The sequence below is a fragment of the Burkholderia sp. AU38729 genome (assembly GCF_020419725.1).
Taxonomy (GTDB): domain Bacteria; phylum Pseudomonadota; class Gammaproteobacteria; order Burkholderiales; family Burkholderiaceae; genus Burkholderia.
In genome coordinates this window covers 1,007,444-1,028,330 of the sequence record NZ_JAIZQO010000001.1, presented here as the reverse complement: position 1 = coordinate 1,028,330, position 20,887 = coordinate 1,007,444, and the positions used below count along the sequence as shown (strand labels likewise).

Sequence of the window (20,887 nt, the reverse complement as noted above, 5' to 3'; positions counted from 1 at the left end):
CTCGTGGATCGTGAAGGTGACGCGCTCACAGGCGCTCGATGATCGTGACGTTCGCGAGGCCGCCGCCTTCGCACATCGTCTGCAGCCCGTAACGGCCGCCCGTGCGCTCCAGCTCGTGCAGCAGCGTCGTCATCAGCCGTGCGCCGGTCGCGCCGAGCGGATGGCCGAGCGCGATGCCGCCGCCGTTCGGGTTGGTCTTTTCGTGCGGGAAACGCGTGTCGGCGAGCCAGGCCTGCGCGACCGATGCGAACGCCTCGTTCATCTCGACGACGTCGATCCGGGACCAGTCGAGGCCGCTCTTCTTCAGCGCAGCCTTCGTCGCGGGAATCGGCGCGGTGAGCATCCACAGCGGATCGTCGCCGAGCACGCTCAGGTGATGGATGCGTGCGCGCGGCGTGAGACCGTAGCGCTTCAACGCCTCCTCCGACACGATCAGCAGCGCGGCGGCCGCGTCGCAGGTCTGGCTCGCAACGGCGGCCGTCAGCGAGCCGCCCGGCGTCAGTGGTTCGAGCGTCGCCATCTTCTCCAGCGACGTGTCGGGGCGTGGCGTTTCGTCGTGCAGCACGCCTTCGAGCGGCACGATTTCCCGCTTGAAATGCCCGGCCTCGATCGCCGCCACCGCGCGGCGGTGGCTTTCGAGCGCATAGCGCTCCATCGCGTCGCGCGACAGGTTCCAGTGATCGGCGATCCGCTGCGCTGCGACGAACTGCGACACCGGCGCGTCGCCGAAGCGCGCGCGCCAGCCGGTGCTGCCCGAGAACGGGTCGTTGAAGCCGAGCGGCGCCGCGCAGGTCATCGCGGACGAGATCGGGATCTGCGTCATGGTCTGCACGCCGCCGGCCACCACCACATCCTGCACGCCGCTCATCACCGCCTGCGCGGCGAAGTGCACCGCCTGCTGCGACGAGCCGCACTGGCGATCGACCGTCACGCCCGGCACCTGCAGCGGCAGCCCCGCTGCGAGCCAGCAGGTGCGCGCGATGTTGCCCGCGAGCGGGCCGATCGTGTCGACGCAGCCGAACACCACGTCGTCGTATTCATCGGCGGGAATCGCGTTGCGCTCGACCAGCGTCTTCAGCACGAAGCCGCCGAGGTCCGCCGCATGCACGTGCGCGAGCCCGCCCTTGCGGCGGCCGGTCGGCGTGCGCAGCGCGTCGACGATATAGGCTTGTCTCATCAGTTCAATTCCTCGAGGTCGAAGGTCTGCGCGGGGCCGATCGGCAACGCGTCGCCGAGGATCGCGTCGGCCACGCGGGCCTTGTGGAACGCGCTGTCGCCCCAACTGCCGGACAGCGCCCAGATGCGTTTCATGAAGATCTGCAGGTCGAGCTCCCACGTGTAGCCGATCGCGCCGTGCACCTGCATCGAGTGGCGTGCGGCGAGCTGCGCGGCCGACGTCGCCGCGAGCTTCGCGTGCGACACGAACACCGCACGTTGCGGGTGGTCGTCGGCGATCGCCTGTGCGGCGCGCGCCACCACCGGCCGTGCGAACTCGTAGCGGATCGCGACATCGGCGAGCAGGTGCTTGAGCGCCTGGTACGAGCCGATCGCCTTGCCGAACTGCTTGCGCTGCGCGCTGTAGTCGATCGCGACGTCGAGCACGCGCTGCGTGAGGCCGAGCAGTTGCGCGGCGACCGCGAACGCGCCGTGGTCGAGCGCGCGGTTCAGCAGCGGCGCGGCTTCGTCGGCGCTCGCGATGCGGGTGGCCGCCGACGGCTCCCAGTCGAGCGTGAACAGCCGCCGCGACGGGTCGACGCTGTCGACCGCACGCCACGCGCACTGCGCGGGGTCGACGCGGTGCAGCTCGCCGCGGTGCTCGCACAGCAGCGTCTGCGCGACGTGCACGTCGGCCGCATACGGATTCACCGGATGCACGAGCGCGACGCGCGCACGCCCTTCGGCGATGTCGCGCAGCAGCGCATCGCGCCAGTCGCTCGCCGGCAGCCGCGCGAGCACGCCGGCCGACACGAGCGCCGTGTCGAGCAGCGGCTCGGGGCTGCCGAAATAGCCGTAGGCCTGCGCGAGCAGCGCCCATTCCGCTTCGGTCAGGCCGAGGCCGCCGTGCGCGTCGGGCACCGACACGGCGGTCAGCCCCTGCGACGCGAACAGCGCCCATAGGTCGTCCGAGCGCCCGGTCGGCGTGGCCCACAGCTCGCGGATCAGCTCGGGCGTCATCTCGGTCATCAGCAGGCGCTTCACGCTGTCCGCGAGCGCTTCCTGGTCTTCATCGAATACGAAATCCATACGATGTCCGTTCTGTAAGAGTGGCGCCGGCGCGCTTACGCGCGCGGCATGCCGAGCATCCGTTCGGCGACGATGTTGCGCTGGATCTCGTTGGTGCCCGCGTAGATCGTGCCGGCCTGCGCGAACAGGAAGCCGTCGAGCCAGTGGCCGAGCGTCGCGTGCTGCGCGGCCGTCTGCGGGACGACCTCGCCGTGCGCGCCGAGGATATCGAGCGCGGTCTGGTGCATGCGCAGGTCGAGTTCCGACCAGAACACCTTGTTGGTACTCGACTCCGCGCCGATATGGCCGCCCTTCAGCAGCCGGCTCGCGGTCGCGTAGGTCGACAGCGCATACGCCTGCGCATCCATCCATGCCTGCACCACGCGTTCGCGCAGCGTCGGATCGCGGTCGGCGCTGTCGCGGTGTGCGAGATACAGGTCGCGCAGCGCCTGCGCGGTGCGCTGGAAGCGTGCCGGCGAACGCAGCATCAGCCCGCGCTCGAACCCGGCCGTCGCCATCGCGACCTGCCAGCCCGCGCCTTCGGCCGCGAGCCGGTTCTCGACTGGCACACGTACGTCGTCGAAGAAGATTTCCGCGAAGCCGGTCTGCCCGTTCAGTTGGCGGATCGGCCGCACCGTGATGCCCGGCGCGGACAGCGGCACCATCAGGAACGTGAGCCCGTGGTGGCGCGACGATTCGGGATCGCTGCGGAACAGGCCGAACAACCAGTCGGCCCACACCGCGCGCGTCGACCAGATCTTCTGGCCGTTCAGCACGTATTCGTCGCCGATGCGGGCGGCCGTCGTTCGGATCGCGGCCATGTCCGAGCCCGCGTTCGGCTCCGACCAGCCCTGCGCCCACACGTGTTCGCCGGCCGCCATCGCGGGCAGGAAGCGCGCCTTCTGCTCCGCCGTGCCGAAATCCATCAGCGTCGGGCCGAGCAGGAAGATGCCGTTCTGGTTCACGCGCATCGGCGCGTCGGCACGCCAGTACTCTTCTTCGAAGATCAGCCACTCGATCAGGTCGCAGCCGCGCCCGCCGAGCTCGCGCGGCCACGTGACCATGCTCCAGCGGCCGGAATGCAGCGTGCGCTCCCATTCGCGGTGCGCGGCGAAGCCTGCCTCGGTGTCGAAGCTCGGCAAGCGCTCGCGCGGCACGTGCGCCGCGAGCCATGCGCGGATCTCCGCGCGAAACGCCTGTTGCTGCGGCGTATAGGTCAGGTTCATGCGCGTGCCTCCTCGGCGGTTGCCTGCGCATCGAAACGCGCGTCGCGCTTCTCGACGAACGCGGCCCGCGCTTCCGTCGAGTCGTTCGTCATGTACGCCTGCAGCGTGAAGCCCTGCTCCCAGCGGTACTTGTCCTCGAGATCGCCGTCCTCGACGCCGTTCAGCGCCTCCTTCGCGAGCCGCACCATCGCCGGGCTCTTCGCCTCGATCTTGCGGGCGATCGCGAGCGCCGCGTCGCGCAGCGTGTCGCGCGTCACGACCTGCTCGACCGCGCCGAGCCGGTACGCTTCGGCCGCGTCGATCATGTCGCCGGTGAAATACATCGCGCGCACCTTCTGCACGCCGAACAGACGCTGCAAATGCGCGCCGCCGCCCATCGCGCCACGGTCGATCTCTGGCACGCCGAAGCGCGCGCAGTCGGCCGCGACGACGATGTCCGCCGCGCCGCAGATGCCGATCCCGCCGCCGAGCACGAAGCCGTGCACGGCCGCGATCACCGGCTTCGGGTTGCGGTGCACCGCGCGGAACGTCTCGTAGTTGCCCGCGTTGACCGCCACGATCCGTTCCGGATGCGCGGCCAGCTCCTTGATGTCGACGCCCGCGCAGAAACCGCGCCCTTCGCCGCGCACGACGATCACGCGCACGTCGTCGTCCTCGCCGAGCGCGTCGAGCGCGCGAGAGAGCGCGTGCCAGCCCTGTGCGTCGAGCGCGTTCACGGGCGGATGGGCGATCACCAGTTCGGCGATGCCGCCGGCGCGATCGATCCGGAACGGCATCGCGCCGGCCGGTTGGTTGGATGCTGTCATCTCCTCTGCCTCCCTGTGATTGTGTTCACGCGGCCTGTGCGGCCGGCACGCCGCGCAGCGCGGCCAATGCATCGAGCCGCTCGCCGGCTTCCGCGACGATCCGCGCGATCAGCGCGTCGCACGATTCGATCGCGCCGATCATCGCGGCCGCCTGACCGCTCGGCAGCACGCCTTCATCCGGGCGGCCCTCGACGATCGCGCGCTGGATCAGGAACGGCGCGTTCGCCGCCATCAGCGTCTGGCTGGCCGTGTAGTCGTGCGAACGCAGCGCCTTGATCGCGAGGCCGAGCATGTCGCCCGTGCTCAACCCGTTCTGGCGCCGCCACGCTTCGGCGGTCTTCAATGCGAACCACGTGCGTCGCAACGGGCCGAAGCGTTCGAGCTTCAGCAGATACGGGTTGTCGATCATCCGTTGCGGCAGCCCGTCGAGCGCGTCCGATACGCGGATGCGCGCCGGGTCGCCGACCGCGACGTAGCGTTCGAGCGTCTCGCGCGGCACCGGCGATTCGGCGCTCATCAGGAAGCGCGTGCCCATCGCGATGCCGGCCGCGCCGTACGCGAGCGCGGCAGCCAGCCCGCGCCCGTCGAAGAACCCGCCGGCCGCGACCACCGGCACGCGCACCGCGTCGAGCACCTTCGGCAACAGCAGCGTGGTGGGCACCGAGCCGGTGTGGCCGCCGCCTTCCGCGCCCTGCACCGTCACGATGTCCGCACCGAGTTCGACCGCCTTCGCCGCATGCTTCGGCGCGCCGACGGTCGGCATGCAGACGATGCCGGCCTCCTTGAAGCGGCGGATCGTCTTCGCATCGGGCCCCCGGCCGTAGCTCACCGCGCGCAAGCGGTGCTTGATCGCCAGCTCGACGACCTGCTGCGCGTTCTTCTGGAACATGTGGAAGTTGATGCCGAACGGCTGGTCCGTCAGCGACTTCACCTTCAGGATCTCGGCCTCAACCTGCTCGGGTTCGAGCGTCGCGCCGGCCAGGAAGCCGAAGCCGCCCGCGTTGCCGGTGGCCGCGACGAGCCGGGCATCGGCCACCCAGCCCATCGCGGTCTGCACGATCGGGTAGCGGCAGCCGAGCAGGTCGCACAAAGGCGTATGCAGCGTCGTGCTCATGCGGCGGCTCCGTTGACGGCAACCGGTGCCTGCGCCTGAGCCTGTGTGTCGCCGCGGTCCGCGCCGTTCGGCTGGCGCTGCGAGCTGGCCATGCTGCGCGCGTCGTAGCCGCCGAGGCGGTCGCCGCTCACCAGTTCGTTGTGCGCATGCGCAAAGTGATGCCACGCGAACGCCGCATCCATCGCCGCGCGCTTGCCCTGCAGTTCCTCGACGTGGTTCAGCGCCTGCTTGGTCAGCGTGAGCCCGAGGCGCGGCATCGTCGCGATCTTCGCGGCGATCGCGTAGGTCGCGTCGCGCAGCCGCTCGCGCGGCACCACGCGGTTGACCATCCCCATCTGGTACGCGCGCTCGGCCGGCATCCGCTCGCCGAGGAACAGGAACTCCTTCGCTATGCGCGGGTTCAGCTCGTACGCATGCGCGAAATACTCGACGCCCGGAATCCCCATCCGCACGACCGGATCGGCGAAGAACGCATCCTCGGACGCGACGATCAGGTCGCACACCCACGCGAGCATCAGCCCGCCCGCGATGCATGCGCCCTGCACCATCGCGATCGTCGGCTTCGGCAGGTCGCGCCAGCGCCGGCACATCCCGAGGTACACCTCCTGCTCGCGCGCATAGAGGAATTCGCCGCCTTCCTTGTCGACGTGGTCGTACCACAGCGACGCGCGGTCGAACGATTCGTGGATGTCGCGGCCCGGCGTACCGATGTCGTGGCCCGCCGAGAAATGCTTGCCGGCGCCCGCGAGCACGATCGCCTTCACCGCGTCGTCGTGCGCCGCGCGCCGGAACGCCGCGTCGAGCGCATACGTCATCTTCGAGTTCTGCGCGTTGTGATACTCGGGGCGGTTCATCGTGATCGTCGCGATGCCGTCCTCCACCGCGTAGTCAACGACACCGTCGCCGAAGGTCACCTGGGTCGCTTCCATGTCGTGCCTCATCCCCGGCGCGGCGCCGGATCGTTGCGCACGATCGTCGCGCGCAGGTTGTGCGGATCGAGCGCACGGACGATGCGCAGGTCTTCCGCAGTCGGCGGGGCCGTCGTGCCGATGTCGGGCGCCGCGATCAGCGGGAAGCCCGTCGCGTCCTGCACTTCGTCGAAGCTCACGCCCGGATGCAGCGAACGCACGCGGATCGCATGGTCCGGCCCGCCGAAATCCATCACGCACAGGTCGGTGACGATGCTGCGCAGGTCGACGAAGGTCTTCATCCCGGGCAGCCGGCGCGCCGGGTTGTAGCCGACCGTGCACACCATGTCGACTTCGCGTTCGACGAACGTGCGCTTGCCGTGGCCGCTGACGAAGAACGAGTTCGCGTGGTTCGTCGTGTTGCCGGGGAAGCCGCGCGCGCCGAGCAGTTGGGTTTTCGGGCGCGCGTAGTCGCTGCCGAGCCACGAGATGTTGGCCTGGCCGAAGCGGTCGATCTGCGTCGGCATCACGAGTGCGTGGCGGCGGCCGTGCCACAGGCAGTCGAACACGCGCTCGTAGGTCATCCAGCCGCTCGCCTTCACGCGATAGCCGTCGGGTCGGGGCCCAAGCGGCACCGGCTCCTCGACGAGATACGCTTCGCCGTCCGTCAGCATCAGCCCGTTGTTGTACGCGAGCCGCGCGAGACCGGCCGCGAGCCGCGGGCCCGTGCCGATGCCGGTCGCCAGCACTTCGCCGTCGTCGCGCCAGAGTCGCGCGGACGCGACGATCATCAGTTCCGCGAGGGAATGGTCGAGAGATTCGCTCACAGGCGCTCCTTTACAGAATCGGCAACGGCAGCGTCGTCACGTGCGACAGGCCGCCGACGCCTTCGAGGTACTGGCGTTCGTCCTGGCCGACCACGTCGCGCAGGTACGCCGTCGTTTTCGCGTCGTCTTCCGCACTCGCGCAGTACGCGCGCAGGTGCGGCAGGTCCCAGCCGTAGGCCGGCCCGCACGACGTCGGGTGCGCGCCGCCCGGCGCAGGCACGACGCCGGTGACGAGCGAGCGCTCGAACGGATTGCGTTTGGCGGCATCGAGGTCCTCGCTCGCGAGCGACGCGTCGACCGTTTCCGCCGACACGTAGCAACGCTGCGCGGCACGGGCCATCCACGCATCGAAGAACGGATCGGGGCCATCGATGCGCGTGTTGCCCATCCGGTCGGCCGCGTTCACGTGCAGCAGCGCGACGTCGAGGTCGATCGCGGGCATCGCGAGCAGCGTCTCGCCGTCGTCATATGGCGATTGCACGGTGCGCAGTTGCGGCGCGTGATCGAGCAGCGCGGTGCCGAGCCCGGCGCGGGTCGGCAGGAACGGCAGGCGCGCGGCGGCCGCGCGCAGGCCGAGCTGCAGCATCCCTTCGTCGAGTTCGAGCACGTCGACGCGGCCGTGCTCGCGGGCCCGGCGGAAATGCGGTTCGAGCGGAATCACGTCGAGCGACACGAAGCCGAACACCACCTTGCGCACCTTGTCCGCCGCGCACAGCAGGCCGACATCGGCGCCGCCGTACGCGACGATCGTCAGGTCCTTCAGGTTCGAGCGCGCGATTTCGCGCACCAGCGCCATCGGCTTGCGCCGCGGCCCCCATCCGCCGATGCCGATCGTCATGCCGTCGGCGAGTTGCGCGACCACGTCGCGCGCGGACATCGTCTTGTCGAGAGGTTTCATCGTCATCGTGCTGGCTTACCGGTATCCGATGCTGAAATCGTGGCCCCACTGGCTCACCTTCGTGGCCTCGAACACCGCGTGCTTCGACCAGTCGACCGTGAGGCCGCCGAAGCCGTATTCGAGATCGAAGCCGCCGGGGGTCTTCATGTAGAAAGAGATCATCTGATCGTTGCAGTGGCGGCCCAGCGTCGCGGACAGCTTCACGTCGTGCGCGGCCACGCGATCGAGCGCGCGGCCGACTTCGTCCATCGAGCCGACTTCCGCCATCACGTGCACGCAGCCCGACGGCACGGCCATCTCGAACAGCGCGAGGCTGTGATGGCGCGCGTTGCGGCAGTGCATGAAGTGGATGCGCTTCTCGGGTTCGGCCGGATCGGGCGTGAACTTCACCCGAAAGATGTCGGACAGCTCGAAGCCGAGCACGCCGCGCACGAACGCGTCGGTCGCGTCGAACTGCGGCGCGGGCAGCACCGCGTGGCCGAGCCCCATGTCGCCGGTGACGAAGTGCGAGACGCCCAGCGGCGACACGAAGCGGCGGAAGTCGCAGCGCGCGCCCCAGTACAGCTCGTGGCGATTGCCGGACGGGTCGGTGCACCACGCCATCGCCTGCACGCGGCGCAGCGCGGCTTCGTCGCGGGTCGCGCGCACCGGCTCGACGCCCGCCCGCTGCAGGGCCGCCAGCGCGGCATCGAACGCGGCGCCGTCGGGCAGTTCCCAGCCCGACGCGAAATAGCGGTCGGTCGAGCCGGGAACGATCACGTAGCGGAAATCGCGCTCGTCCATCTTCAGGTACAACGCGCCGTCGGGCGCGTCGAGCGCCTGCATGCCCAGCACGTCTTCCGCATAGCGGCGCCACGCGTCGACGCGGGTCGCCTCGACGACGACATAGCCAAGCGCACGGACATCGATCATGTCGGCCTCCTCCAGGTTCAGAATCCGTTGTTCGTGAAAGGATTCTGGCCGGTCGGGGGTGGTGTTACATCGTCTGTTGGGACGAGAGGCGGCGGGGAATCGGCGCGGCGCAGGTGCGCGCGGAAGCCCGGTGGGACGGGCCATGCATGCGGGAGGAGACGGCGAGCAGGTGCGGGTCGCCGCGGCGCGGCAGCCCGGGTCAGTCGAACGGGTTCAGCAGCCGGACGCCGGTGCGGGCGAAATCCGCGACGTTGCGCGTGACCACGGTGAGATCGTTGATCAGCGCGGTGGCCGCGATCAGCTTGTCGAGTTCGTGCGTCGGATCGGGCACGCGCAAATGCCCCCACATCTGGCTGATCTCGATGTCGACCGGCAGGATGTTCGGCGCATAGCCGGACAGGATGGTCGCCATCCAGGCCTCGAGCGCCGACGCCTGAGGATGATCGCCGCGATGACGGATCAGATCGACGCCGCGGCGAAGTTCAGCAACCGTCACGACGGACAGGTAAAGCGGGCTTGCGTCCGCCGCGGCCTGCGTGAAGAACGCCCGCACGCCCCGGTTGGTTCGCTTGCCCTTCCTGATTTCGCTGATGATGTTCGTATCAATCAAATACACGCCTGGCCTCGCCGGAATCCTGAACACGTTGAAAATCCGCGTCGTCGCCAACATCGGGCATGCTCATCAGCACTTGCGCAAATGTCTTTCGCTTCGGCCGGCCGAGCGCATCGGCCAGGATGGCCCGATGTTCGGCCTCGGCACTCCTGCCATTTGCCGCAGCCTGCTCGCGCAGGCTCTGAACGATACTGTCATCCACGTTACGCACCAGTAGATTTGCCATGAATTCCTCCATCCGGGTTTGATATCAATGATAGCGCCACGAGGGCGAATTGCAATCATTGCTATCATCTCCATTCACGGAAAGAGGACGGTGATTGGCGTCGGCGAACGGCAACGGGCCGCATGAATCCACTCGGCATGCGCCGCTCGCCCGACGGGTCGAATTGCTGTCTGCAAGGTAAGCCGGAACGGAACGGCAGGAAAGACGGCCGATTGGCTATTCACCGCGTCTTGCGAAGACGCACGCACACGCTGCAGCGACGGGGCTGCATTCACCGCCTCCACGCGCCGTACTCGCGTCGGTCGTCAGACGGCAGTCTTGCCAACCCTCGTTGCCCCGCCCGTATCGGCAATGCCGGCATTGCCCGCACCGGCACACGCAACGACGTCTCACCCACTCAGAACCGATACGAGATCCCGATCTGCAACACCGGGTACCACCGATAGCGCGACATCACCTGCCGCAGCGAATCCAGCCCGCTCGAGGCCAGGATCTGGCTCTTCGCCGGCCCGGCCGCGGCCGCCAGTTCCGGCGACAGCGTGTACGAACATTTCGGTATCCCGTACGCCACGCCGAGGTCGGCAACGAAGCCCAGCCCCTTCGACGACGGCCGGTGCCCGTAGCCGATCCCGAAGTACGGCATCACGGTCGGGTAGCGCGCTTCCGCCACCGCGAACATCCCCGGCATCGCCGGATAGCGCTTGCCGCCGAACACATAAGCGCCATTGGTCGGCACCGATACGCCACGGAGATCGTCGTCGTTGAAGCGCAGGCCGAGGGTCGCCCGGAAGCCGCTGCCGCGCCATGGAAAGAGGTCCGCGTACAGGCCGCCCTGGCGCAGCTTCAGGTCGTCCTGATAGCGATTGCCGGCTACCGTGAAGTCATGCGAAATATCGATCGCATTGAAGTCCGCATGCGCACCCAGCATCGAATTGAAGCTCACGGCCGCGCCGATGCCGACGCCCTGCGTGCCGCCCTGCAGGTAGATCTCCTGCGCGAGGACATGCATGCTCGCGGCACACGTCACCGCGACCGCTGCCCATTGTTTCACCGTCGTTTTCACGGGCGCCTCCCCCGACATGTGCCGGGCGCGCCTCGCCAACGCACGTGGCCTGTGCCGCCACGCGTGACGCGAACCCCGGCACGACACCTTGCAAGCACGCTTGCTGTTCGACGGATCGGGAACGCGTTGCCCCTTGCGCATGACCAATACGACATGCGCGGCATGTACGCCGCTCCAGGCGGCGCCCACGCCCCGATCCGATTCCCCGTTTGTTTCGATGTCGTTACATGCCGCCGATGCCCTGATCGTTCTGGCGAGATTCGTCTGCACTGACGGCACCGGGTCCACCGCAAGGCACGTGCCATGCCACGCAAATCCATGCGCAGCAAGCGTCGCATCCAAACGCTCGCCGTCGTGCTGGGCGAAATCGGGAGAAACGTTTCAGGAACGTATCGATATCCGGCACGCGACGCCGCAGCGCGCGATTGTGTGCGCACGCATCGATATCGCGATGCACGCCGAACAAGGCCGGACGGCCGTCAGCGCACGTCCGTCTCCGTTACCGTCGATCGGACGTGGCCGCATGCATCGAAGAAACGTTGCAAAGGTGTGACCTCGCACAGGGCGTGGGCGAGGCCGATACGCAAGCGTGCCCGGCAGGTCAGGGGGAATACGGATGCCGGTTCACGCATGCTGCGCGAACGGGTCGTCGTGCGAGCCGCAACCGGTCACTACACCGCACCGATTCCCGCATCGCCCGAAGTTTCATCGACCGACGACAGCCGGCCAGCGGATGATAGAATCGTCCGTCCATACCCTCTGGACGGACACAATGCAAAAACTGCAGTGGTCTAGCGGAATCGATAACGAAATCGAATTCTGGTCGAAGTGGTTGGATACGAAGGGCGGTCCGTGGCCGGAAGATTTTCAGTTCCGCATCAACCCCGACACCGAAGTACATCCATGGATGGCCGAGCTGCTGAACGGCATTCCGAATCCGAAGATCCTCGACGTGGGTGCCGGCCCGATGACGGTGCTGGGCAAGAAGATGAACGGCATGCCGCTGGACATCACCGCCGTCGATGCGCTGGGCGATCTGTACAGCCGCCTGGATTTTCCCTCAGGGCTTCCCCTCATCAAAACCCGGCAGTGCGAAAGCGAATGCCTGACCACGATGTTTCCGGCAAACACGTTCGACCTGACCTATGCGAAGAACACGCTCGACCACAGCTACAATCCGGTCGAAGCGTTTCGACAAATGGTCGCCGTGACGAAACCCGGTGGCTTCATTGCGACCGAGCATGCTGCGAACGAGGCGCTGAACGAGAACTGGGAAGGCTTCCACCAATGGAACTTCCACGTCGACGGGCGCGATTTCCTGATCTCGAATCGAAACGAGACATTCAGTATCTGCCGCGAAATCGAGGGCCTGGCGACGATCGAAACGCTCTCCCCTGATCGCGCTGACCATATCGGTTGCGTGATGCGCAAACTCTGATCGGCGACGCAGGGTGCGGCCGTTCAATTCATTCGCACCCATCGGAACGATTCACCACTCGCGCATTCCCGCCCCCCTGAATTCCACAGTCCGAACCGGTCGGCCGGAATCGCGGCATGGCGACCGCAATCGGACATTGCTACCGCCTGCCGTGCAAATCCGGCAACGCTTTCCGGATGCAGCGATGCATTCGATCCGGGTGCGAACCCGCATCGTCATGGCATCGCTGTTCCTTCTGGGGACCCAGCGTTTCTGACCGCCAGGTTGATTTACACTTCGGCGTCCAACCCACCCACGTTATCGATGACGAAGTCCGCTCCGCCCCCCAATAGTCCGCGCGTATTCGGCCTGGATATACTGCGCGCGCTCGCGGTTCTCCTCGTTCTCGCCAGCCATACCGTGGCGCACGGGGCGCCGCCGGCGTGGCTGCGGTGGTACTTCTCGGCACAGGGGACGATCGGCGTAGAGATCTTTTACGTTCTGAGCGGGTTCCTGATTGGAAGCGTACTGATCCGGTCCCGGAAAGCGGGCAAGCTCAAGGCCCCGGGCGATGTTCTTGATTTCTGGAAGCGCCGCTGGGCACGCACCCTCCCGCTCTATGCCTTCTTCCTGCTCGTCTATCTACGCTTCGACTACCACGGCCCGGCATCGCTCGACGTCGCCTGGCCGTTCTTCCTCTTTCTCCAGAATCTGGCGTGGCCGATAGGACCATTCTTCGAGCACTCGTGGAGCCTGGCCGTGGAGGAATGGTTCTACCTGTTGCTCCCGTGCATATTTCTCGCCGCCGCAGGAATGCTGAAGTCGAACGGACGTGCGATGCTCGCAACGTGCGCCGTGTTCATCGTTGGCCCGCTTGTCGCAAGGATCGTTTTTGGTTGGCATGCCCAGTCGCTATCGGATGTCGATCGTCATGTTCGATCCATCGTCTTGTGCCGGCTGGATTCCCTGTTCATTGGGGTAATCGTGGCGTATATCCGCATCGAACGACCGAAACAGTTTGCGCGTCTTGCATCGCTCTGGAAATTTGCGTTGCCGATTTTTGCCGCCCTGACGCTCTACTTCGCGTGCGGTGCGCCTTATCTCGTCACCAACGCCATCGTCCGCACCATGGCATACCCGATGCTGTCCGTCGTCATCGCCGCGTTGCTTCCCGCAGCGATGACCATTCGCACGTCGGGCAGTCGTCTGCTCGATCGTTTCATCGACTGGACCAGTCGGATTTCGTATTCCCTCTACCTGGGACACATCTGCATGCTGACACTGGTGCTCGGCATGTTTGCAAAATACGGTTGGTCAATCGAAAGTCATCGCACGACACTCATCCTGTATGTCACCCTCGCCGGCTTCTATTTCGCATTCGCACATCTGACATACAAGTTCGTCGAGCAGCCCTACATCCGGCTTCGCGACAAGGTCATGGGGAACAGCGATGAGCGAAGCGGGTGCAATGCTGTGAGCGTTCCCGCAGTCCGGCCGGAAACCCCGGCAAAGCGTTCGCCGGAAGTGCTTGCGAACGTGCAACACATCGAGCATCGGTAGCAGGGCCGTCACGCGAATCGGAAATGCAAAGGCCGCTCGCAACGAGCGGTCAGCCCTTCGCGTTCGGTCGGCCGTGCTACAACCCATACCCACCCGACACATTCAACTGCTGCCCGGTGATGTAATTGGCCCGGTCCGACGCCAGGAACACCGCCGCCCGCCCGACGTCATGCGCCTTCCCCCAGCGCTTGAGCGCGAGCATCTTCTGCGTCTCGTCGATCCACGCCTGGTCGAATTGCCCCTGTTCGAGCAGCACCGGAAACATCCCGGCCTCGATCACGCCGACCAGGATCGAATTCGCGCGAATGTCGTAACGCCCTTCCTCGCGCGCCAGCCCCTTGACCAGCGCCTCGTTCGCCGCCTTCGGCGCGACCGACAACCCGTCGCGATCCGGCCAGCGCAAGTGCCCGGCCGAGCCTAGCGTCACGAACGATCCGCCGCCCGACGCACGGAAGTGCGGCAACGCAGCCTTCGCCGCCACGAAGAAGCCGACTGTCTCGACGTCGATCGCGCGGCGCCAGTCGTCGTGCGTCATGTCGCCGATGTAACGCTGGTTCACGAACGGCCCCGCCGCCCAGACGACCGTATGCACGCGACCATGCGCGCCGATCGCGGCCGCGAGCGCGGCCTCGACCTGGGCGGGATCGGTCACGTCCACGCAGTGCGTGGTGGCCGCAACGCCTTCGCCGCGAATCTCGCGCGCGACGCGCTCGGCCACGTCGGCCTTGCTCCGATAGCCCACCGCGACCGGCACGCCGGCACGCGCAAACTCGAGCGCGACACCCTGCCCGATCCCACCGCTGCCGCCGAACACCAGCACCGCGCCCCGCGGAAACCCGTTGTCGTTCATGCGTTCATCCCGTTCGTGTGTCGCGGCGCCGCTCAGGCCGCCGCCTCGGTCCCCGCCCGCAGGCGGTACTTCAGCACCTTGCCGGCCGCGCTCGTCGGCAATTGCTCGACGAACGTGAAATGCCGCGGCACCTTGTAGTTCGCCATGTTGCGGCGCGCCCAGTCGTTCAGTTCGTCGGCGTCGGCATGCGCGCCCGGCCGCAGCACGACATACGCATGCCCGACTTCGCCGAGCCGCGTATCGGGCACGCCGACCAGCGCGACCTGCGCGATCGCCGGATGCGCGGCGAGCAGCCGCTCGATCTCGGCCGGATAGCAGTTGAAGCCACCGACGATGAACATGTCCTTGATGCGATCGGTGATCTTCAGGTTACCGTTCGCATCGACGCAGCCGAGATCGCCCGTATGCAGCCAGCCGTCCGCATCGACGGTCTCGCGCGTCGCGTCCGGCTGGTTGAAGTAGCCGCGCATCACGTTGTAGCCGCGCACCCAGATTTCGCCGGTTTCGTCCGGCCCGAGCGGCTCACCGCCTTCGCCCGCGATGCGCAATTCGACCTCCGGCATCGGGCGCCCCGACGTATAGGCAACCGTCGCCGCATCGTCGCCCCGGCGGCACAGCGTCGCGAAGCCGCACGATTCGGTCAGCCCGTAGCCGGTCAGCACCGTCTCGAAGCCGAGCTCCGCGCGCATCCGCTCGATCAGGCTCGGCGCGATCGCCGCGGCGCCCGTCACCGCGATCCGCAGCGACGACAGGTCGCGCGTCGCACGATCGGGCGCATCGAGCAGCGCGTAGTACAGCGTCGGCGGGCCGGGCAGCACCGACACGCGGTCGTCGGCGACGCGCCGCAGCACGTCGGCCGGCTGGAACACGAGATGCGGCAGCACGGTTGCGCCGCTCGACAGCGCGGCGAGCCAGCCGGCCTTGTAGCCGAACGTGTGAAAGAACGGATTGACGATCAGGTAGCGGTCGTCGGCGCGCACGCCGGCGATCGCCGCCCATGCCTGCGCGGCGCGCAAGTTCTGGCCGTGGGCGGTCATCACGCCCTTCGGGCGGCCCGTCGTGCCGGACGTAAACATCAGGTCCATCACGGTGTCGGGCGTGACCTGCGCTTCGCGTTCGCGCACCGCGGCCAGCGGCACCTCGGCGCCGCGTGCGAGGAACGCGTTCCATGTCTCGTCGCGCGCGCCTGAAGGCAGTTCGCCGTCGAACACGACGACGCGCTCGAGCGTCGCGGGCCGGTGCGGCGCGAGCATCGCCGGATACGATTCGCCGAGGAAGGTGCCGCAGCAGAACAGCAGCCGCGCGCCGCCGTCGTGCAGGATGCCGCCCACCTCCATCCCCTTCATCCGCGTATTGACCGGCACGAGGATCGCACCGACGGTGTGGATCGCCAACGCCGCGACGATCCATTCCGGCAGGTTCGGCGCCCACACCGCGACGCGGTCGCCTGTCTCGATACCGCTCGCGAGCAGCGCGCGGGCCGCGGCGACGCGCGCCGCGTCGAGTTCCGCGTAGGTCAGCCGGCCATGCTCCGACTCGATCGCCGGATGCGCGCCGTGGCGCGCGGCTGCCCGGGCGATCAGCGCGGGCGTGGTCAGGATTTCGTTGTCCATCGTCATAGATCAGGGTGACCGTGCGCGCCGCCGGCGCGCGACGGCTCAGTCGGGAAACACCACGCGCAGCGCGTCGCTCGCGGGCCGTGCGCAACAGGCGAGCGTCCAGCCGGCCGCGATCTCGTCGTCGTCGAGCACGTGGTTGCTGTCGAGCGCGACCTCGCCGCGCTCGATCCGGCACATGCACGCGCCGCATTGCCCCATCCGGCAGGAATTCGGCGCCGGCACGCCCGCGCGCAGCATCGCGTCGAGCAGCGTTTCGCCGGGGGCACTGTCGAACGCGAACGCGTCGCCGTCCAGCACCGTCTCGATCGCCGCGCCATCGCCGGATGCCGAGGCCGCCGCTGCGACGCTTGACGCCGTCGTATCCGCCGACGCCGATGCCGGCGCCGGCGCATCGGGCAGCGAGGCGAAACGCTCGACATGGACCCGCGAGCGCGGCAGCCCGAGGCCGAGCATCGCGGCCAGCGCGTTCTCCATGAACAGCGCGGGCCCGCAGATGAACGTCTCCTGCTGGCTGAACGGCCGCGCGAGTTCCTCGAGATGGCGCTGCTGCGGAATGCCCTGCACGCTGTCGAGCCAGTGCATCACGCGCACGCGGCCCGGATGGCGCTGCGCGAGCTGCTGCAGCTCGGCGCGGAAAATCACCGAGCGCTCGTCGCGGTTCGCGTAGATCAGCGTCAGCATCCCGCGTCCGTGCACGAGCGCCGACTTCAGGATCGACAACACCGGCGTGATGCCGCTGCCGCCCGCGAACAGCAGCAGGTCGCCGTCGAGCGTGCGCGGCGTGAACACGCCGGCCGGCGGCAGCACGTCGAGCGCATCGCCCGCCTTCACGCGGTCGCACAGCCAGTTCGACGCGCGGCCGTCGCGCACGCGCTTGACGGTGATCTTCGGCGCGGCGTCGATGCCGGGCGCGCTCGACAGCGAATAACAGCGCGCGACGGTCGCGTCCGCGCACGGCACGTTCAGCGTCAGGAACTGACCGGGCCGGTACGCGAAGGCGTCGCGCAACGCGGCCGGCACGTCGAACACGAACGAGCACGCGTCGTCGCTTTCGGCAATCACGTCGGCCACGGTCAGCCGATGGAAGCGCGAATCGCTCATGGCCGGCTCCTCACGTCACGCGGCCGCACGGGCCACCGGCGCGCCGGGCGTCGTGTAGGCGCCGTCGAGATAGACGAGCGGGTCGACATCGCCGCTCATCAGCACCTCGCGGATACGCCCGATGAACACCGTGTGCGTGCCGTATTCGAAGCGGCCGTCCTGCTCGCACACGAGGCTCGCCTGCGCGTCGCGCAGATACGGCACGCCTAGCGCCGACGTGTGCCAGTCGCCGGTCGTGAAGCGCGCCTCTCCCTTCAGGCGGCCGCTGCAGTCGATCGCGATGCCTTCGTGGGCCGCCGACAACACGTTCACGCAGAACCCGGCGCCCGCGTCGAGCGGCGGATACAGCGACGCACTGCGGTTGATGCAGATCAGCAGCGAGGGCGGATCGGTCGACAGCGAATCGACCGCCGTCGCGGACATCGAATAGCGCCGGCCGTCGTGCGCGCTGCTGATGACCGTGACGGAGCGCGCGAGGCGGCGCATCGCGAGCAGCATGTCGGTGCGCAGCGGATGGGTGGTGAGATCGCTCATCATTGGACTCCGTCAAGTTCAGTCGTGGATGGCCGGGCGGATTGGCCGCCGGCGTCGGCCGCGCGAGCAGCCAGGTGGTCGGCGGCGAGATACCCGAAGGTCATCGCCGGACCGAGCGTCGAGCCCGCGCCGGGGTAGCTCGCGCCCATCATCGAGGCGCTGGTGTTGCCGATCGCATACAGGCCGTCGATCGGCTCGCCGTCGGCGCGCAGCACGCGGGCATGCACGTCGGTGACGAGCCCGCCTTTCGTGCCGATATCGCCCGCGTCGATCCGCACCGCGTAGAACGGCGCCTGGTCGACCGGCCCGAGGCACGGGTTCGGTTTGTTCTGTGGATCGCCGTAGTACGTGTCGAACAGGTTGTCGCCCTTGCCGAACGCTTCGTCGATCCCGGTTGCCGCGTAGCGGGCCATGTCGCGCAGCGTGTCGTGCAGGCCGGCCGTGTCGATGCCGATGCGCGCCGCGAGCGCGTCGATCGTGTCGGCCTTCACGATCACGTCGCGGAACGCGGCCGGAATCCGTGAATCGGGCATCATCGACGCCGGCATGATCGGCCCGCACGGATACTTGCGGCGAAACCGCGCGTCGAACACCATCCACGCCGGCACGTTCGCGCCGGTGCGCGCATGGTCGCGATACATCGCCGGCACGAATTCGGAATACGGCGCGGCTTCGTTGACGAAGCGCTTGCCGAGGCGGTTCACGATCACGCAGCCCGGCAGGTTGCGCTCGACGAACAGCGCGCGCTGCTTCTCCTCGCCCGCGACACCGACCGTCGGCGCGCCCCACACGTGCGTCATCAACGCCAGCGCGCCGCCGAGCCGGTGGCCTTCGGCGATCGCGTCGCCGGTGTTGGCCGGCGGCGTCGCGCTCCACTGCGCCTGCGTCGGCTGCGGCAGGTAGCGCTCGCGCATCGGCTGGTTGCGCTCGAAACCGCCCGCGCCGAGGATCACGCCATGCCGCGCGACGATCGTCACGAGCTGCCCGAAGCGCTGCGCGCGCACGCCGGTCACGCGGCCGTCCACGTCGAGCAGGTCGCGCATCGGCGTGTCGAGCCACACGGGTACGTTACGGTCGAGCAGCGCACGGCGCAGCCCGCCGATCAGCGCGTTGCCGAGCGTCAGGCGCCGGTCGCGCCGCGTGCGGCGGCGCATCCCGATATCGAGCCAGTAACGGCCGAACTGCGCGATCGCGAGCTTCATGAAGCCGGGCCCGCGCGAGAACAGCGTGTGCGCCTCCTTCGACGTCACCGCCACGCGCCCGCCGATCAGCGTGCCGGGCGACGCCGGCCGCAGCCGGTCGAGTTCGTCGCCGAGCAGCCCGCCGTCGAACGGCATCGGATCGAGCGCGCGGTAGCCCGGCATCGCACCCGGCACCTTCTGGAAGTAGTCCGCGTATTTCGGCAGCGACTGGTAACGCACCGGCGTCTTCGTTTCCAGGTAGCGCAGCATCTCCGGCGCGCGGTCGAGATAGGTGTCGATCTTCTCGGGCGTCGATTCGCCGGCCACACAGGCTTCGATGTAGCCGCGCGCGGCCTCGCGCGAATCGGTCACGCCGAGCTCGGCGATGTGGTGGTTGCACGGCACCCAGATGCCGCCGCCGGAGACGGCCGACGTGCCGCCGTACAGCGCCGTCTTCTCGATCACGACGACGGACAGGCCGCGGTCGGCCGCGCGGCACGCGGCGAGCAGCGCGCCCGCGCCCGAACCGACGACCACCACGTCGAACACGTATTGCTGTGCTTGCGGGTCGTTCATCGCTGCCTCGTCAGATGAAGAAGTCGGTGTTCTCGCGGCCGAGCATCACGGCGCCGAGGTTCTGGCCGAAGCGGTCCACGTTGTTCGCGTAGTGCGCGCGGGCCGCATGCAGGTCGAGGAAGCGGCGCACCAGCGGATTGCGGTGATAGATGCCGTTGCCGCCCGCGTAGCGCAGCAGCGCGTTCGCGGCTTGCGCGCAGCGCTCGGCGACCTGCGCGGACTGGTAGCGGAAATGCACGCGGCGCTCGATCGACACGGCCGGGCCGCCGGTGACCGACGCCATCAGTTCCGCGAAATTGCGCTTGAGCAGCACCTGCATCTCGTCGATCGCGACGGCCGCGTTCGCACACGCGTTCTGCGCGCCCGGATCGTCGGTCGTCTTCGCGCCGCTGTTGGCCGACACGCGCGTGGCCGCATAGCCGGTGAAATCGTCGAGCGCGCCCTGCAGCGCGCCGATGCACGATGTGCACACCGCGCGCACGAAGATCTGCGCGAACGGCAGCTTGAACAGCGGCGCGTCGTTGACGGCGAGGCCCGGGCTCGTGCCCATCATCCCGTCGATCGCCTTGTGCGTGCGGTACGCGGGCACGAACACGTCGTCGACGACGATGTCGTGGCTGCCCGTCGCGCGCAGGCCGAGCACGTCCCAGTCCTGCTGGATCCGGTAGTCGGCTTTCGGCAGCAGGAAGGTGCGGTATTCGGGCGGCTGGCCGGCAACGGCCGGCGGCACCAGCGCGCCGAGGAACACCCACTCGCACAGTTCGCTGCCGCTCGAGAACTTCCAGTGGCCCGACAGGCGGAAGCCGCCGTCGACCGGCGTCACGCGACCGACCGGCATGTAGGTCGACGCGATCAGCGTCGCCGGATCGCTGCCCCACACGTCCTGCTGCGCGCGTTCGTCGAACAGCGCGAGCTGCCAGTTGTGCACGCCGACGACGCCGTACACCCACGCGGTCGACATGCAGCCGCGCGCGAGCGCCATCTGGATGTCGAAGAACGCCTGCGGATCGAGCTCGTAGCCGCCGTAGCGCTTCGGCTGCAGCACCTTGAAGAAGCCGGCGGCCTGCATGTCGGCGATCGTCTCGGCCGGGATGCGGCCCTGCGCGTCCGCCTGCGCGGCGCGGCCGGCCAGCGTCGGCGCCAGTGCCTCGGCCCGGGCGATCAGCGTGGCGGCCAGTGCGTTCGAATCGTTGTCGCGATGCACGAATGTCTCCTGTGAAGCGGGTGATGCGC

At 68.1% G+C, this 20,887-nt stretch carries 20 protein-coding genes; 2 read left to right on the top strand and 18 right to left on the bottom strand.

The genetic code is table 11. The annotated features are described in order from the left end of the window. Positions 1-25 precede the first annotated feature (25 nt). The 12 genes from LGM56_RS04505 to LGM56_RS04450 form a co-directional block, all read right to left on the bottom strand. The gene (locus LGM56_RS04505; RefSeq protein WP_226203073.1) at positions 26-1,177 is read right to left on the bottom strand and encodes an acetyl-CoA C-acetyltransferase; all 1,152 of its coding nucleotides are present in this window, start codon (positions 1,175-1,177) and stop codon (positions 26-28) included. Next, on the bottom strand, positions 1,177-2,244 hold the full coding sequence (locus tag LGM56_RS04500; RefSeq protein WP_226203071.1) for an acyl-CoA dehydrogenase family protein: 1,068 nt from the start codon (positions 2,242-2,244) through the stop codon (positions 1,177-1,179). The genes LGM56_RS04505 and LGM56_RS04500 overlap by 1 nt, the downstream gene beginning before the upstream one ends. Before the next feature lie 35 nt (positions 2,245-2,279). Further along, a complete protein-coding gene (locus LGM56_RS04495; protein ID WP_089496833.1) occupies positions 2,280-3,449 on the bottom strand; it encodes an acyl-CoA dehydrogenase family protein in 1,170 nt (389 codons plus the stop codon). Next, complete coding sequence (locus LGM56_RS04490) at positions 3,446-4,255, bottom strand: enoyl-CoA hydratase family protein (RefSeq protein ID WP_226203069.1); 810 nt, start codon at positions 4,253-4,255, stop codon at positions 3,446-3,448. Before LGM56_RS04490 ends, LGM56_RS04495 begins: the two co-directional genes overlap by 4 nt. 25 nt (positions 4,256-4,280) lie before the next feature. Further along, on the bottom strand, positions 4,281-5,369 hold the full coding sequence (locus tag LGM56_RS04485; protein ID WP_226203067.1) for an NAD(P)H-dependent flavin oxidoreductase: 1,089 nt from the start codon (positions 5,367-5,369) through the stop codon (positions 4,281-4,283). After that, positions 5,366-6,298: an enoyl-CoA hydratase gene (locus tag LGM56_RS04480; protein ID WP_089462538.1), complete on the bottom strand. Its 933-nt coding sequence runs from the start codon at positions 6,296-6,298 to the stop codon at positions 5,366-5,368. The genes LGM56_RS04485 and LGM56_RS04480 overlap by 4 nt, the downstream gene beginning before the upstream one ends. A gap of 8 nt (positions 6,299-6,306) precedes the next feature. Further along, on the bottom strand, positions 6,307-7,104 hold the full coding sequence (locus LGM56_RS04475) for a CoA-transferase subunit beta (RefSeq protein ID WP_226203066.1): 798 nt from the start codon (positions 7,102-7,104) through the stop codon (positions 6,307-6,309). Positions 7,105-7,114: 10 nt separating this feature from the next. Further along, positions 7,115-8,008 carry a CoA transferase subunit A gene (locus LGM56_RS04470; RefSeq protein ID WP_226203064.1) on the bottom strand — a complete coding sequence of 298 codons (894 nt, stop codon included), beginning with the start codon at positions 8,006-8,008 and terminating at the stop codon, positions 7,115-7,117. Between the two features lie 9 nt (positions 8,009-8,017). Then, entirely contained in the window at positions 8,018-8,914 is an 897-nt protein-coding gene (locus tag LGM56_RS04465) for a VOC family protein (protein WP_089427358.1), read from the bottom strand. A 199-nt stretch (positions 8,915-9,113) separates the two neighbouring features. After that, positions 9,114-9,530 carry a type II toxin-antitoxin system VapC family toxin gene (locus LGM56_RS04460; protein ID WP_226203062.1) on the bottom strand — a complete coding sequence of 139 codons (417 nt, stop codon included), beginning with the start codon at positions 9,528-9,530 and terminating at the stop codon, positions 9,114-9,116. Then, on the bottom strand, positions 9,517-9,753 hold the full coding sequence (locus LGM56_RS04455) for a FitA-like ribbon-helix-helix domain-containing protein (protein ID WP_039351245.1): 237 nt from the start codon (positions 9,751-9,753) through the stop codon (positions 9,517-9,519). The genes LGM56_RS04460 and LGM56_RS04455 overlap by 14 nt, the downstream gene beginning before the upstream one ends. Before the next feature lie 397 nt (positions 9,754-10,150). Continuing rightward, complete coding sequence (locus LGM56_RS04450) at positions 10,151-10,834, bottom strand: hypothetical protein (protein ID WP_226203059.1); 684 nt, start codon at positions 10,832-10,834, stop codon at positions 10,151-10,153. Positions 10,835-11,588: 754 nt separating this feature from the next. Between LGM56_RS04450 and LGM56_RS04445 the strand changes: the two genes are divergently transcribed. Beyond that, positions 11,589-12,254 carry a class I SAM-dependent methyltransferase gene (locus tag LGM56_RS04445; RefSeq protein WP_226203057.1) on the top strand — a complete coding sequence of 222 codons (666 nt, stop codon included), beginning with the start codon at positions 11,589-11,591 and terminating at the stop codon, positions 12,252-12,254. A gap of 303 nt (positions 12,255-12,557) precedes the next feature. Continuing rightward, positions 12,558-13,793, top strand: a complete 1,236-nt coding sequence (locus LGM56_RS04440) for an acyltransferase family protein (protein WP_226203055.1) — start codon at positions 12,558-12,560, stop codon at positions 13,791-13,793. A gap of 76 nt (positions 13,794-13,869) precedes the next feature. Here LGM56_RS04440 and LGM56_RS04435 read toward each other — a convergent pair whose 3' ends face one another. The 6 genes from LGM56_RS04435 to LGM56_RS04410 are packed head-to-tail and all read right to left on the bottom strand — an operon-like array spanning position 13,870 to position 20,858. Continuing rightward, on the bottom strand, positions 13,870-14,643 hold the full coding sequence (locus LGM56_RS04435) for an SDR family NAD(P)-dependent oxidoreductase (protein ID WP_226203053.1): 774 nt from the start codon (positions 14,641-14,643) through the stop codon (positions 13,870-13,872). A gap of 32 nt (positions 14,644-14,675) precedes the next feature. Beyond that, on the bottom strand, positions 14,676-16,262 hold the full coding sequence (locus LGM56_RS04430) for a FadD3 family acyl-CoA ligase (protein WP_319000748.1): 1,587 nt from the start codon (positions 16,260-16,262) through the stop codon (positions 14,676-14,678). Positions 16,263-16,301: 39 nt separating this feature from the next. Next, a complete protein-coding gene (locus LGM56_RS04425) occupies positions 16,302-17,363 on the bottom strand; it encodes a ferredoxin--NADP reductase (RefSeq protein WP_226203049.1) in 1,062 nt (353 codons plus the stop codon). 15 nt (positions 17,364-17,378) lie between these two features. Continuing rightward, positions 17,379-17,897 carry a flavin reductase family protein gene (locus tag LGM56_RS04420; RefSeq protein ID WP_089429085.1) on the bottom strand — a complete coding sequence of 173 codons (519 nt, stop codon included), beginning with the start codon at positions 17,895-17,897 and terminating at the stop codon, positions 17,379-17,381. Next, complete coding sequence (locus LGM56_RS04415) at positions 17,897-19,654, bottom strand: FAD-dependent oxidoreductase (RefSeq protein ID WP_226203047.1); 1,758 nt, start codon at positions 19,652-19,654, stop codon at positions 17,897-17,899. The genes LGM56_RS04420 and LGM56_RS04415 overlap by 1 nt, the downstream gene beginning before the upstream one ends. Before the next feature lie 10 nt (positions 19,655-19,664). Further along, positions 19,665-20,858 (bottom strand): acyl-CoA dehydrogenase family protein, encoded by a 1,194-nt coding sequence (locus LGM56_RS04410; RefSeq protein WP_226203045.1) that lies wholly within the window; start codon positions 20,856-20,858, stop codon positions 19,665-19,667. Positions 20,859-20,887: the final 29 nt, after the last annotated feature.

What these genes read in the sequence shown, in the direction of transcription:
- LGM56_RS04505 (WP_226203073.1), bottom strand. Translation starts at nt 1,177, where the DNA reads ATGAGACAAGCCTATATCGTCGACGCGCTGCGCACGCCGACCGGCCGC.
- LGM56_RS04500 (WP_226203071.1), bottom strand. Translation starts at nt 2,244, where the DNA reads ATGGATTTCGTATTCGATGAAGACCAGGAAGCGCTCGCGGACAGCGTG.
- LGM56_RS04495 (WP_089496833.1), bottom strand. Translation starts at nt 3,449, where the DNA reads ATGAACCTGACCTATACGCCGCAGCAACAGGCGTTTCGCGCGGAGATC.
- LGM56_RS04490 (WP_226203069.1), bottom strand. Translation starts at nt 4,255, where the DNA reads ATGACAGCATCCAACCAACCGGCCGGCGCGATGCCGTTCCGGATCGAT.
- LGM56_RS04485 (WP_226203067.1), bottom strand. Translation starts at nt 5,369, where the DNA reads ATGAGCACGACGCTGCATACGCCTTTGTGCGACCTGCTCGGCTGCCGC.
- LGM56_RS04480 (WP_089462538.1), bottom strand. Translation starts at nt 6,298, where the DNA reads ATGGAAGCGACCCAGGTGACCTTCGGCGACGGTGTCGTTGACTACGCG.
- LGM56_RS04470 (WP_226203064.1), bottom strand. Translation starts at nt 8,008, where the DNA reads ATGACGATGAAACCTCTCGACAAGACGATGTCCGCGCGCGACGTGGTC.
- LGM56_RS04465 (WP_089427358.1), bottom strand. Translation starts at nt 8,914, where the DNA reads ATGATCGATGTCCGTGCGCTTGGCTATGTCGTCGTCGAGGCGACCCGC.
- LGM56_RS04455 (WP_039351245.1), bottom strand. Translation starts at nt 9,753, where the DNA reads ATGGCAAATCTACTGGTGCGTAACGTGGATGACAGTATCGTTCAGAGC.
- LGM56_RS04450 (WP_226203059.1), bottom strand. Translation starts at nt 10,834, where the DNA reads ATGTCGGGGGAGGCGCCCGTGAAAACGACGGTGAAACAATGGGCAGCG.
- LGM56_RS04445 (WP_226203057.1), top strand. Translation starts at nt 11,589, where the DNA reads ATGCAAAAACTGCAGTGGTCTAGCGGAATCGATAACGAAATCGAATTC.
- LGM56_RS04440 (WP_226203055.1), top strand. Translation starts at nt 12,558, where the DNA reads ATGACGAAGTCCGCTCCGCCCCCCAATAGTCCGCGCGTATTCGGCCTG.
- LGM56_RS04435 (WP_226203053.1), bottom strand. Translation starts at nt 14,643, where the DNA reads ATGAACGACAACGGGTTTCCGCGGGGCGCGGTGCTGGTGTTCGGCGGC.
- LGM56_RS04430 (WP_319000748.1), bottom strand. Translation starts at nt 16,262, where the DNA reads ATGACGATGGACAACGAAATCCTGACCACGCCCGCGCTGATCGCCCGG.
- LGM56_RS04425 (WP_226203049.1), bottom strand. Translation starts at nt 17,363, where the DNA reads ATGAGCGATTCGCGCTTCCATCGGCTGACCGTGGCCGACGTGATTGCC.
- LGM56_RS04420 (WP_089429085.1), bottom strand. Translation starts at nt 17,897, where the DNA reads ATGAGCGATCTCACCACCCATCCGCTGCGCACCGACATGCTGCTCGCG.
- LGM56_RS04415 (WP_226203047.1), bottom strand. Translation starts at nt 19,654, where the DNA reads ATGAACGACCCGCAAGCACAGCAATACGTGTTCGACGTGGTGGTCGTC.